Origin of the sequence: Arthrobacter sp. TWP1-1, assembly GCF_049897845.1 — a bacterium.
In the GTDB taxonomy this organism is placed as follows: domain Bacteria; phylum Actinomycetota; class Actinomycetes; order Actinomycetales; family Micrococcaceae; genus Specibacter.
Window position 1 is genome coordinate 88,622 of record NZ_JAFCXC010000006.1, and the last position, 12,604, is coordinate 101,225.

Below are 12,604 nucleotides of genomic sequence, written 5' to 3' on the forward strand. Positions count from 1 at the left end.
ACCCCTTAGCGGGAGTCCCTGGTGGTTCGGGGCGCGGAGGTGTTCGGAACTGAGGTGACTGGTGCGCCGGCGCCCGGCACCGGAACCGTGGCCAACAGATCATCGATCACGGATTCCGCCGTCACGCCTTGGCTGGCTGCGCTGCGCTCAACCAGCAAACGGTGTGCCAAGACGGGGTGTGCCAAATTTCGGATATCGTCCGGCAGGACAAAACCACGCCCGGCCAGCGCGGCCGCTGCCTTGGCCGCACGTAATAGTTGCAGCAGGGCCCTGGGGCTGGCGCCCAAACGCAGCTGTGGATTGGTGCGGGTGGCCTGGCCAAGTGCAACTGTGTAGGCGCGCACGGCGGGGGAGACATGGATGGCCGCGACGGTTTCGATCATGGCGGCAACCTCCTCATCGCTCGCCACCGGCAAAACGGAGTCCAAAGGGTTCACCGATTGGTGGGTTTCCAGCATGGCCAGCTCAGCCGAGGTATCCGGGTAACCCATGGAGATCCGGGCCATGAAGCGGTCACGCTGCGCCTCGGGAAGCGGGTAGGTGCCCTCCATCTCAATGGGGTTCTGGGTGGCGATCACCATGAAGGGCTCGTCGAGGGTATAGGTGGTGCCGTCAACGCTGACCTGGTGTTCGGCCATGGATTCCAAAAGGGCCGATTGGGTCTTAGCGGAGGCCCTGTTGATTTCATCGCCAATAACGATGTTGGCAAAAATGGCTCCGGGCCGGAACTCAAAGGTTTGTGAGGACTGGTTGTAGATGGACACGCCCGTGATGTCGCTGGGGAGCAGATCAGGGGTGAATTGGATTCTGCTGACGGTGCAGTCAACCGTCTTGGCGAGTGTCTTGGCCAGCAGCGTCTTGCCCACCCCGGGGACGTCCTCCAGTAGTAGGTGGCCTCCGGCGAGAAGTACCGTGAGTGCGAGCCTGACCGATTCTTCCTTGCCGTCAATGACGGTGTTCATGACGCCCATGATCTCGGCGCTCAACTGGGAAAATCCGTCTGGATCCATGGGGCGGGTCCCGTCGCCAGCGCGTGTCGACCGCGGACGGCGCTGTGGAAGCTGCGGTGCACCTGCCGCCGAATTATTGGCTGTCAGCAAAGTCTCCTGAGGGTGCATGCCCCACCTTCCCAATTGGCGCCCGGCACAAGGATCACCGGCGTTGTGACCTACGCTACTAGCTTCCCACCCTTTTGGCCGCACCGGCAGGCACTCAGGATTAGCCGGTAAAGTAAATGACCATGTGCACCGAAGATGTTCCCCGCCCGTACCGCCCCGAAATGCTTAAGAACGACGGCGCTACTCACCGCGGTGACTTCGCCCCGGCTCCGGCGGTACTTCCGGTACCTGTCTATGACAACCACACCCACTTTGACTATGGCGATACCCCCATCGAGTTGGGCGCCGCCCTAGATGCCGCGGAATCCGTGGGTATTGCAGGGGCCGTCCAGGTAGGGTGCGATCTCCCGTCGTCACGATTCACCGTGGCGGCCGTAGATGCGGATCCGCGGCTGCTGGGCGCCGTCGCGATCCACCCGAATGACGCACCAGAGCTGGCTGTTGCGGGGGAGTTGGAAGCTGCGCTCGCAGAGATTGATGCCATGGCGGCCCACCCTAGGATTCGGGCCATCGGTGAGACCGGACTCGACTACTTCAGGACCGGCGAGGATGGTGTGGCAGCCCAACACCACTCCTTCCGGGAACACCTGGACATTGCCAAGCGCCGGGACCTGGCGTTGCAGATTCACTGCCGTGATGCGCACGAGGATGTGCTGAAGATTCTGGCCGAGGTTGGAGCTCCCTCGCGGTTGGTCTTCCACTGCTTCTCGGGCGATGCCGAGCTGGCCCAAATTTGTAACGATAACGGCTGGTACATGTCCTTCTCGGGCACGGTGACGTTTAAAAATGCGCACAATTTGCGCGCGGCACTCAGCGTGGCCGATCCGGCACTTATCTTGGCCGAGACCGACGCGCCTTATTTGACGCCACATCCGTTCCGCGGACGGCCCAATGCTAGCTATATGCTGCCGTACACGGTACAAAGCATGGGTCAATTGCTGGAACGGGACCTGAGTGAATTTTGCCAACTTCTGAGCAAAAATACCGAGAGCGTGTACGGATCCTGGGCCGACTAGCGGTGTAGGACTGGTCACTTTTTCGTGATCAAACCTTGTCCATCAGGTCACGATTAGGTTACGCTGATGAACTATTAGCCGTGGTCGGGGAAGGCCAACGGATGTAATGCTGGTGTGCCCACCGTTCATTTCGGGTTCATCACAACCGTTCGCAGGAACTTTTCTAGCTAGATCTGTGCCCAATTATTTGCGGCTCTTTTCATGCCTGAACTGCTCTCTACTTCTTCGTGCCCGGGTGCTCTAGTAGTTATGAGAACTCGTGTCTTCGATCTTCACCGCCAATGGCAAACTGAGCTATTTGAAGCTTGCCTGTCAGGCCGCCGTCCTTTTGGCACTCGTTGTGGGTGTCATGGCATTCGTTACGGCCAACAAGACCTTCACCCTTGTGGTTGACGGCCAAGCAAGCTCAGTTCAAGCCCACGGCGGGTCCGTGGCCGACGTGCTCAAGGTTGCTGACATTACAGTCGGCACCGAAGACCACATCACCCCGGCCTTGGACACGGCGGTTGAAGATGGTGCAACCATCACCCTCAACACAGCCAAAGACATTACGGTCCGGCTCGATGGTGCCGAGCAAACTGTCACCACCACCTCCACGAAGGTCAGCGGTTTGATCAGCCAATTGGGCATCGCCGCAGACGCTAAGATCTCGGCTCCGGTGGATACACTCCTGGCAAGCTCCAGTGACATCAGCATCATCACCCCCAAGCAGGTCACGATCGTTGTTGACGGCAAGAAGTTCGTCGCCAACACCACGGCCCAAGACGTTTCAGGCGTACTGGCCGAAACCGGCGTCAAGCTGGCCACGACAGACCGCGTGTCCGCACCGGGTGTTGCCACGGTTGTTGACAACATGGTGGTCAAGGTGACTCGCGTCAACACGGCAGGCACTGCCACCGAAACCGCGGCAGTTCCCTTCGAGACCGAGGAAAGCGTAGATGCAGCGCTTTACAAGGACGAGAAGAAGACCACCAAGGCTGGCGTAGCCGGTTCGTTGGAGAAGACGTTCCGCACTGTCACCGTCGACGGCGTTGTTGTCAGCCGCACTGAAACCGGCTCCAAGGTAGTTCTGGAACCTGTTGACGCCGAGATTTCCATTGGCAGCAAGGAACGCCCCGTCGAGAAAGAGAAGGCGGCAGAAAAGACTGAGGCCGCCGCCGGCACCAACACCGGTGCAGCCGCTCCCGCCATGTCCAATGAGGCCATGTGGGATGCTATCGCCCAGTGTGAATCGACCGGCAACTGGTCCATCAACAACGGCAACGGCTACTACGGTGGCCTGCAGTTCGACATTGGCACCTGGATCAGCGCCGGCGGTGGAGCATATGCCCCCAACGCCAGCCTGGCCACCAAGGCTCAGCAGATCGACATCGCCAACAAGGTCTACGCAACTCGCGGCTTGCAGCCCTGGGGCTGTGGCCACGTAGTTGGTTAGCAAGACCCGCACATAAATACAGAGCACAGCGCATACTCCCCTGATAGCTTCGGCACAATCAGGGGAGTGTGCGCGTTAATAGCAGATACCATTGTTCAGTGACCTCCACAGATCCCAGCCCCACACCCTTGCCATTGCTAGGTGCCACCGAAATCCGCCGACTCGCGGAAGAAATCGGTGTGCGCCCCACAAAAACGCTGGGACAAAACTTTGTCATTGACGGCAACACCATCCGTCGCATCGTCGCCGCGGCCAATGTTGACCCAGGCGAAACGGTGCTGGAAGTTGGCCCCGGCCTTGGCTCCCTGACGCTGGGACTGCTCGACGTCGCGGCCCGAGTTGTTGCCGTGGAGATCGATCCAGTGCTGGCAGCAAAGCTGCCCTCCACCATTGCCGCGTTCCGCCCCGACCTGGTGGGCAATCTCGACGTCGTCCTTTCCGACGCCATGAGGGTCATGGAGCTGCCCGCCGAGCCCACCGCCCTCGTGGCAAACCTGCCGTACAACGTGGCCGTGCCGGTTGTCCTGCACCTGCTGGAACATTTCCCCTCGCTGCAGCATGGCCTAGTCATGGTTCAGGACGAGGTGGCGGACCGCATGGTGGCTGGCCCCGGATCCAAGACGTATGGCGTGCCGTCGGTCAAGGGCGCCTGGTATTCGAAGATGCGCAAGGCCGGGGTCATCGGCATGAACGTTTTCTGGCCGGCGCCGAAGATTTCCTCCGGGCTGGTGGGCTTCACCCGCCACGAACCGCCCGTGACCAGGGCATCCCGCGAAGAAGTATTTGCCGTCATCGATGCCGCCTTCGCCCAGCGCCGCAAGACACTCCGCGCAGCCCTTGCCGGCTGGGCCGGTGGCGCCGCCGAGGCAGAAAAGTACCTGCGCGCGGCCGGTGTGGATCCCAGCGCCCGCGGCGAGGTCATCGACGTGGCAGCGTACGCACGCATCGCCGAAGCCAAGCTTCCCTTCACGGCGTAGCCCATGGACTCATCGAAGAAGGCCGGCACGCGGCACACTGCCTCGGGCACTGTTGATCCATTCGTGGGGGACCCGGCGTGGGCGCCAACGCCGCGCCGCGTCAAGGTCCGTGCACCGGGAAAGATCAACGCCTTCTTCAGGGTCGGCCCGCTGCGTGAGGACGGCTACCACGGCGTCGCGAGTACGTATCTGGCCGTCTCGCTCTATGAAGAGGTGGCCATCACCACCAAGCCCGGCACGCCGGCTACCGACATCACCGTGAGCATCAGTCCGGAGAGCTCACTCGACGCCGAGTTGCTCGCCAGCATCCCTCTCGATGCCAGCAACCTGGCCGTGCGGGCAGCACTCCTGGTCGCCGATATTTCCGAGAATCCCTGCGGCGTGCATATCGAGATCACCAAGCATGTGCCGATCGCCGGTGGCATGGGAGGGGGATCGGCCGACGCCGCCGCGGCCTTGGTGGCCTGCGATTCACTGTGGCACACAGGGCTGTCCTGGGAAGAGCTTTCCCAGCTCGGTTCCGAACTGGGCGCGGATGTGCCGTTCGCGCTTTTGGGGGGTGCCGCCGTCGGACTTGGTATTGGGGATCAGCTAACTGCTGCACTGGCACCCACGCCGCTGCACTGGGTGTTGGTGCCGGCCGATTACGGACTCTCGACGCCGGTGGTTTACGGCACGCTGGATAAGCTGCGCGCCAGTTCCGGCGCAGAGGTAGCAGAACCGGGCGAAGTTGAAGCGGGAGTTTTGGCGGCATTGCGGGCCGGGGATGCGCACGCGTTGGCGCCCTGGCTGCACAATGATTTGCAGGCTGCGGCAGTTTCACTCGCGCCAGGGCTGGCAGATGTCTTGGCCCAGGGGGAGGGCGCCGGTGCGCTGGCTTCGCTGGTTTCCGGATCCGGTCCCACCGTGGCGTTCCTGGCCGTGGATGCCGCGCATGCAGAAGATTTGGCGGCGGCACTGACCGCCAACGGGCATGAGGCCTGGGCCGTTGAAGGACCTGTGCACGGCGCACACATAGTTTTGTAAATTTTTGTTCTAAAAACCTGTAAGGAAAGTGGTACCACGTGGCTCATTTGCTTGGCGGCGAAAATCTTAGCGTTGCCTTCGCCACCCGAACCGTCCTTGACGGTATCAGCGTCGGCATCGAAGAAGGGGACCGCATTGGCATTGTTGGACGCAACGGTGATGGCAAGTCCACACTGATGCGCCTGCTGGCCGGGCGGCAGACTGCCGATTCCGGCCGCGTCACCGTGCGTGGCGGCGTGCAGGTCAGCTACCTTGACCAGACGGACGTGCTCGACGGCGACGACACCGTTGGCTTCGCGATCGTGGGAGAGGCGGCCGATCACGAATGGGCCTCCAACCCCAAGATCCGCGAGATCATGGGCGCGCTGGTGGGCGAGGTCGATTGGCACGCCAACATTCACTCGCTCTCGGGCGGGCAGAAGCGTCGTGTGGCACTGGCCAAGCTGCTCATCGGCGATGACGATGTCATCATGCTCGATGAGCCCACCAACCACCTTGACGTTGAGGGCGTGGCCTGGCTGGCCAAGCACCTCAAGCAGCGCTGGCGTGCCAACGAAGGCGCCTTCGTTGTGGTCACCCACGATCGCTGGTTCCTGGACGAAGTGTGCACCCGCACGTGGGAAGTTCATGACGGCATCATTGACCCGTTCGACGGCGGTTACGCCGCCTATGTTCTGGCTCGTGCAGAGCGTGACCGCTCGGCATCCGTCATGGAGTCCAAGCGCGTCCAGCTGGTCAAGAAGGAACTGGCCTGGCTGCGTCGCGGCGCCCCCGCACGAACGGCGAAGCCCAAGTTCCGCATCGAGGCAGCCAATGAGCTGATCGCTGATGTGCCGGAGCCCCGTGACACGGTGGCGCTGTCCAAGATGGCAACCGCGCGTCTGGGCAAGGACGTTATTGACCTTGAGAACATCTCCCTGAGCTACGGCGACAAGGAAATGTTCGACAACATCACCTTGCGCCTGGCCCCGGGCGAGCGGCTGGGTCTGGTCGGCGTCAATGGTGCCGGCAAGACCACCTTGCTGCGCCTGCTCAACGGTGAGGTCCCGCCGTCGTCCGGCAAGGTCAAGACCGGCTCCACGGTCAAGACCGCCGTGCTGACACAGGAAGTCAATGAGCTCGACGATGTGCTGAACATGCGCGTCATCGAGGTCATCGAACGCGAGAAGCGCTCCTTCGAAGTGGGCGGCAAGGACATGACGGCCGGCCAGCTCGTGGAGCAGCTCGGGTTCACCAAGGACAAGCAGTGGACCATGGTGAAGGACCTCTCCGGTGGTGAGCGTCGGCGCCTGCAGCTGCTGCGCCTGCTGGTCGGTGAGCCGAACGTGCTCATGCTCGATGAGCCCACCAATGACCTTGACACCGACACCCTCGCGGCCGTGGAAGATGTGCTGGATGGCTGGCCGGGCACGCTCGTAGTGGTTTCGCACGATAGGTACCTGCTGGAGCGCGTCACCGATCACCAGATGGCGTTGCTCGGCGACGGTCAGTTGCGGGGATTGCCTGGCGGCGTTGACCAGTATCTGGAACTGCGCGAGGCTGCCGGTCTGGCTCCGTCGTCGTCCGCCCCGACCGCCGTTGCTGCGCCCTCCGGTCCCACCGAGGGCCAGAAGCGTGATGCCCGCAAGGTGCTGAACCGTCTGGAGCGCCAGCTGGGCAAGAACTCCGCTGCCGAGGCCAAGCTGCACGAGAAAATGGCTCTGCACGTGGGCGAGTACGACGTCCTGGGCGACCTCAACGCCAAGCTGGCCAAGCTTGCCACCGAGCGTGAAGGCCTAGAGCTGGAATGGTTGGACGCTTCGGCTGTCCTAGAGTAAATTTCCGGCCCGGTTGCTGCTCTGCTAGCGAATGTCCTGTCCTGCGCTGACTTCGCGTCGAGCTTGCCGCACAACACTGTTGTGCGGCAAGCTCATCTCCAGCTCAACGCAGAACAGAACATTCAAGAGCTGGGGGATTCCAAAGGCTAAGGGTTGATCCCTCCACAGCTGGGTCCACCGGAACTTTTATTCACATTGACGACGTCGGGGCTGTCGCCGCGGCTTATCGTCGCTGACTCTTGTGACATGAGCCCTCGCCGAAGCCGTCAGCAACAGCCAATCGGAACTTTCCTAGCCGCGATGGGTGGCACAGCCAGACAAAGTGTTCTGGTGACTCGTGGATACTCCACTCGCAGCATTAGCAAAGCCGTATTTGACGGACGCGTTGTGCAGTGTGCTCGTGGTGTCTATGGGGTCCCCGATATTTCTGCCGACGATGCTTTCCTTGCCATCCACCAAGCCCGGCGAAGCTGCTTGAGTAAAGTCACGAGCTTGGGGTTGTGGCTATTGAACGAGCCACGGGAGCTCCACGTAGCCACGGCGCATGGCCGCCCCGTTCCTGGCTGTGTGGGCCATCGCGTCAGTGGTGGCCAGACCCTAATCGATATTTTGCATCAATGCGTGAAATGCGGCAGCGAATTAGAGGCCCTTGTCGTGTTGGAGTCGGCTGTGGTCAAGAAGAAATGCTCGATCAATAGCCTTCGCAAGTCATTCAACGCTCGTACAGAATCGGCGGGGCGTGCCATCGTGGAAATGATTGATCCGCAGTCCATGTCCATCGCCGAAACCTGCGGGCGCTACCACCTTCGCCAAGCCGGATACAACGTGTAGGGGCAGGCCTACATCAAGGAAGCCGGGCACCTGGACCTGCTGGTAGACGGAATTTTGGGCTTAGAAATTGACGGCGAGGCCTATCACAATGATCAGAATGCGTGGAAAGAGGATCTTCGCCGAGACACCATGTACGTCATTAAAGGTATGTGGCGTCTGAGAATTCCGGCGGCGATCGCGCTTTATCAACCTCACACCATGCTGGGTTGGGTTGAGCAGGCTCTCGGGAGGATTCGTTCGTCGCAGCCACCAGATCTGAGATGAGTGAAGGAGCCGCGAGCCGCAGGGAATTCGTGTGATTTGCGCCACTGGGTCTGCAGAATTGTAGGCGCCCGCCCGGTCTCAACTCGCGAAATATGCCTTCCGCGTGGCACACTATATTCTCGTGACCTTCCGGCGAGAGCGGGAAGTGCATGGTCCGCCCTGGTGTAATGGCAGCACCCCAGCCTTTGGAGCTGTGGAGTATAGGTTCGAATCCTATGGGCGGAACCAACTTCGACGCATCTGTCAAGTGGCTCGAGCGGGTACCATGGAGTAGTTTCCCATTGCGTACGTTTGAAAACGGACTTTGGTCCGGGCAGGAGTGCCACTTAGTGAGCCCCCAAGAAATTCCCACCGACAACCCCGCAGCAGTCATCGTCTTGGCTGCCGGCGCAGGCACTCGGATGAAGTCACGCACACCGAAAATCCTGCACACCATTGGTGGCATCTCCATGGTTGGCCACGCCATCGCAGCAGCGCAGGGTTTGACCCCGGCCAAGCTTGCTGTGGTTGTCCGCCACGAACGCGATCTCGTCGCAGCACACATCAACGAACTTGATGACAGTGCGCACATCGTGGATCAGGATGAGATTCCCGGCACCGGCCGCGCCGTCCAGCAGGCATTGGATGCCTTGGACGTCCAGGAAACAGTCACAGGCACGGTAGTAGTCACCTATGGTGATGTCCCGCTGCTGACCACCGAACTCCTGACCGAGCTGGTCGGAACCCACAATGCGGACAAGAATGCAGTGACGGTTCTGACCGCCGTGCTCGACGACGCCACCGGCTATGGCCGCATCATGCGCCACGAAGATGGCACCGTACTTGGCATCAAGGAGCACAAGGACGCCACGGACGCCGAGCGCGAAATCCGTGAGATCAACTCCGGCATCTACGCTTTCGACGCCGCCGTCCTGCGCACTGCACTCAAGAGTGTCACCACGGACAACAACCAGGGCGAGATGTACCTGACCGACGTCCTGTCCCTCGCAAGGAACGACGGCGGACGCGTCGCAGCAGTCTCCACCACCGACCGCTGGCAGGTTGAAGGCGCCAACGATCGCGTTCAGCTCGCGGCCCTTGGCACCGAGCACAACCGCCGCATCGTTGAAGGCTGGATGCGCGCAGGCGTCAGCATCATCGACCCCGCCACCACCTGGATCGACTCCACAGTACAGCTCGCTGAGGACGTCACCATCTTGCCCGGCACCCAGCTGCATGGAAAAACAACGGTGGCGCGCGACGCCGTCGTTGGTCCCGATTCAACGCTCACCGATGTGCAGATTGGCGAAAATGCCGAAGTGACGCGCACCCACGGCTCCGGCGCCATCATCGGCGAAGGCGCCCACGTTGGCCCGTTCACCTACCTGCGCCCCGGAACCGTGCTCGGCGCCGACGGCAAGATTGGTGCGTTCTACGAAACCAAGAACGTCACGATCGGCCGCGGCTCCAAGCTTTCCCACCTCGGTTACGCCGGTGACGCCGAAATTGGCGAGGACACCAACATCGGTTGCGGCAACATCACGGCCAACTTCGACGGCGTGAACAAGCACCGCACCGTGATCGGCTCGGGCGTTCGCACGGGATCCAACACCGTGTTCGTCGCCCCCGTGACAGTTGGCGACGGTGCCTTCACCGGCGCAGGCGCCATTGTCCGCAAGGACGTGCCCGCCGGAGCGCTCAGCCTGACCGTTGCTGCGCAGCGCAACGCCGAGGGCTGGACCGTGGCGAACCGCCCGGACAGCATCCCGGCGAAGGCTGCCCAAAACGCTGCCGATCACGCCAGCAACTAAAACTTCTCACCTACCCCACCACCGCGAGAAAGAAAATCATGAGCGAACTAAGTCATAACGTCGACAGAAAACTGGTATTGGCTTCGGGCCGAGCGCACCCAGAGCTGGCCGAGGAAGTGGCACGCTGCTTGAACACGGAACTGCTGCCGATGTCGGCCTACAACTTCGCCAACGGTGAGATCTACGTCCGCTCGGGGGAGAGCGTTCGTGGCAAGGAAGTGTTCATCATTCAGGCGCACCCGGCACCGTTGAACAACTGGCTCATGGAGCAGCTGATCATGGTCGATTCCATGAAGCGCGCGTCCGCTGCCACCATCACGGTTGTTGCTCCGTTCTACCCGTACGCCCGCCAGGACAAGAAGGGTCGCGGCCGCGAGCCGATCTCGGCACGTCTGGTTGCTGACCTGTACAAGACTGCTGGCGCCGACCGCATCATGAGCGTGGATCTGCACACCGCGCAGATCCAGGGCTTCTTCGATGGTCCCGTTGACCACCTCTTTGCCATCCCGTTGTTGGCTGACCACATCCGCAACATTGTGGGGGACGACGCCGTAACCGTGGTTTCGCCCGACACCGGACGCGTGCGCGTGGCTGAGCAGTGGGCAGAGCGTTTGGGTGGCGCGCCGTTGGCATTCGTGCACAAGTCGCGTGACTTGACGGTGCCGAACCAGGCCGTTTCCAAGACCGTTGTGGGACAGGTCGAGGGACGCACCTGCGTTTTGATTGACGACATGATCGACACCGGTGGAACCATCGCCGGCGCCGTGCGCGTTCTGAAGGACGCCGGCGCCAAGGACGTCATCATCGCCGCAACGCACGCCGTGTTCTCCGATCCGGCCGCCGAGCGTCTCGCCAACTGTGGTGCGCGCGAAGTTGTTGTGACCAACACGCTGCCCATCCCGGAAGAGAAGCGCTTCCCGACGCTGACGGTGCTGTCCATTGCGCCTCTGCTGGCACGCGCTATCAAGGAAGTCTTCGAGGACGGCTCAGTTACGAGCCTGTTCGACGGCGACGCCTAAGTAACTGCTGGTCGAGCTTGACCTCGCTGGTCGAGCTTGTCGAGACCAAGGGCTTGTCCCCACGAACGGCCGCTTCCCTCACCGGGGAGGCGGCCGTTTTGCGTTCGCCAGATGTGCGTTTCCTGCTGGAAGTTGATCCGGCGCAGCTGTACTCGCGCCTGCCCTCCGCTGCCCGTTCCTTATGCGCCCAACTGGTGCTGAGTTCGGCGCATGGTCTACCGGGCGCTGTACTGGGCACGGGTTCGGCGCATAAAGGACCGTCACTTACAGCATGCGCCGGATTCCATTGACAGTCCGGCGCATAAAGTAGGCGTTTGTTCCTCCACAGGTGTCGCCCAAGGCTGAGTTATCCACAATCACGACGGCGGGGCTGTCGCGGCCGCCCTTCCGCGGACACGCTAGGTTGCATGACACTTTCAGAAGCAGTAAAGAACCGCTCTGTAGCGGATGAAGTTGCTTGGTATGGCAAGGTCGCGAGAAGGAAAGACCTGCTGTTGAGGGGATGCACGGCCTGGGGTCTGAAGCAGGCCGTGGGAGCCGGAACAATCAGCGAGATTAGCCGTGGCTACTATGCGTTGCCGGATGCTGATCCGTTGGATATACATCTAGCCCTGCATCAGGCACGGCGGACTTGTTTCACGAAGGCCGAGCAGCTGGGGCTGTGGATCATCAAAGCCCCACTTCTTCCGCATGTTGCAGCAGCACATGGCAGGCCGATTTCTGGTTGTGTGGTTCACAAGGTGAGCGGACGTCAGACCTTGATGGACATTCTGCGCCAATGCGTAAAATGTGGTTCCGAGGTGGATGGTCTGGCTGCCTTGGAATCTGCGGTGGTACTCAAGAAGTGCACCATCCCTGACCTTCGTGCAGAATTCGCCAAGCGCGAAGACACGGGTGCTAGAGCGATCATCGACATGATTGACCCACAGGCCATGTCTATCGCAGAAACCGTGGCCAGATACTACCTACGCAAGGCCGGGCTCAACGTCCAGGGCCAGTTTCACGTCAAGGACGTTGGCCATTTAGACCTCTTGGTTGAAGGCGTTCTAGGTGTGGAAACAGACGGAGAGACTTACCACAACACAGAGGGCGGATGGGCTGAGGATCTGCGGCGCGACAACCTGCTGGTGATCAAGGGTTTGTGGTGCTTGCGCATTCCGGCCAAGGTGGTGCTGGGGAGCCCAGATGTCATGCTGAAATGGGTCTGCGAGGCGCTGGCGATGATCAGTTCTGCGCCACACTGAGGACTGAGTCCGGCGCATAAGCTCACAATACTTCCGGCATGCTCCACACTGCGAGTGAGTTCAGCGC

The 12,604-nt window shown here is 61.2% G+C and carries 11 protein-coding genes and 1 tRNA gene; 11 read left to right on the forward strand and 1 reads right to left on the reverse strand.

Annotated features, from left to right (window positions below):
* Positions 1 to 5 precede the first annotated feature (5 nt).
* Positions 6 to 1,118: an AAA family ATPase gene (locus ACP7B9_RS12190; protein WP_425863725.1), complete on the reverse strand. Its 1,113-nt coding sequence runs from the start codon at positions 1,116 to 1,118 to the stop codon at positions 6 to 8.
* Between the two features lie 122 nt (positions 1,119 to 1,240).
* Here ACP7B9_RS12190 and ACP7B9_RS12195 point away from each other — a divergent pair, with 122 nt between their 5' ends.
* The 11 genes from ACP7B9_RS12195 (at position 1,241) to ACP7B9_RS12245 (ending at position 12,537) form a co-directional block, all read left to right on the forward strand.
* Complete coding sequence (locus ACP7B9_RS12195) at positions 1,241 to 2,134, forward strand: TatD family hydrolase (protein WP_425863726.1); 894 nt, start codon at positions 1,241 to 1,243, stop codon at positions 2,132 to 2,134.
* 259 nt (positions 2,135 to 2,393) lie between these two features.
* Entirely contained in the window at positions 2,394 to 3,569 is a 1,176-nt protein-coding gene (locus ACP7B9_RS12200) for a transglycosylase family protein (RefSeq protein WP_425863728.1), read from the forward strand.
* Between the two features lie 98 nt (positions 3,570 to 3,667).
* Positions 3,668 to 4,546 carry a 16S rRNA (adenine(1518)-N(6)/adenine(1519)-N(6))-dimethyltransferase RsmA gene (gene rsmA, locus ACP7B9_RS12205; RefSeq protein ID WP_425863730.1) on the forward strand — a complete coding sequence of 293 codons (879 nt, stop codon included), beginning with the start codon at positions 3,668 to 3,670 and terminating at the stop codon, positions 4,544 to 4,546.
* 3 nt (positions 4,547 to 4,549) lie between these two features.
* Entirely contained in the window at positions 4,550 to 5,572 is a 1,023-nt protein-coding gene (locus tag ACP7B9_RS12210) for a 4-(cytidine 5'-diphospho)-2-C-methyl-D-erythritol kinase (RefSeq protein ID WP_425863731.1), read from the forward strand.
* A 38-nt stretch (positions 5,573 to 5,610) separates the two neighbouring features.
* Entirely contained in the window at positions 5,611 to 7,389 is a 1,779-nt protein-coding gene (locus ACP7B9_RS12215) for an ABC-F family ATP-binding cassette domain-containing protein (RefSeq protein ID WP_425863733.1), read from the forward strand.
* Between the two features lie 669 nt (positions 7,390 to 8,058).
* Entirely contained in the window at positions 8,059 to 8,220 is a 162-nt protein-coding gene (locus ACP7B9_RS12220; protein WP_425863735.1) for a hypothetical protein, read from the forward strand.
* A gap of 417 nt (positions 8,221 to 8,637) precedes the next feature.
* Positions 8,638 to 8,712: transfer RNA gene (locus ACP7B9_RS12225), tRNA-Gln, on the forward strand.
* Positions 8,713 to 8,813: 101 nt separating this feature from the next.
* Positions 8,814 to 10,274, forward strand: a complete 1,461-nt coding sequence (glmU, locus tag ACP7B9_RS12230) for a bifunctional UDP-N-acetylglucosamine diphosphorylase/glucosamine-1-phosphate N-acetyltransferase GlmU (RefSeq protein WP_425863736.1) — start codon at positions 8,814 to 8,816, stop codon at positions 10,272 to 10,274.
* A 38-nt stretch (positions 10,275 to 10,312) separates the two neighbouring features.
* Entirely contained in the window at positions 10,313 to 11,293 is a 981-nt protein-coding gene (locus ACP7B9_RS12235; RefSeq protein WP_425863737.1) for a ribose-phosphate diphosphokinase, read from the forward strand.
* Between the two features lie 17 nt (positions 11,294 to 11,310).
* Positions 11,311 to 11,583 carry a hypothetical protein gene (locus ACP7B9_RS12240; RefSeq protein ID WP_425863738.1) on the forward strand — a complete coding sequence of 91 codons (273 nt, stop codon included), beginning with the start codon at positions 11,311 to 11,313 and terminating at the stop codon, positions 11,581 to 11,583.
* A gap of 117 nt (positions 11,584 to 11,700) precedes the next feature.
* Positions 11,701 to 12,537, forward strand: a complete 837-nt coding sequence (locus ACP7B9_RS12245) for a hypothetical protein (protein ID WP_425863739.1) — start codon at positions 11,701 to 11,703, stop codon at positions 12,535 to 12,537.
* Positions 12,538 to 12,604 lie beyond the last annotated feature (67 nt).

Coding starts and splice junctions, on each gene's coding strand:
- ACP7B9_RS12210 (WP_425863731.1), top strand. CDS start 4,550: ATGGACTCATCGAAGAAGGCCGGCACGCGGCACACTGCCTCGGGCACT.
- ACP7B9_RS12245 (WP_425863739.1), top strand. CDS start 11,701: ATGACACTTTCAGAAGCAGTAAAGAACCGCTCTGTAGCGGATGAAGTT.
- ACP7B9_RS12195 (WP_425863726.1), top strand. CDS start 1,241: ATGTGCACCGAAGATGTTCCCCGCCCGTACCGCCCCGAAATGCTTAAG.
- ACP7B9_RS12190 (WP_425863725.1), bottom strand. CDS start 1,118: ATGCACCCTCAGGAGACTTTGCTGACAGCCAATAATTCGGCGGCAGGT.
- ACP7B9_RS12235 (WP_425863737.1), top strand. CDS start 10,313: ATGAGCGAACTAAGTCATAACGTCGACAGAAAACTGGTATTGGCTTCG.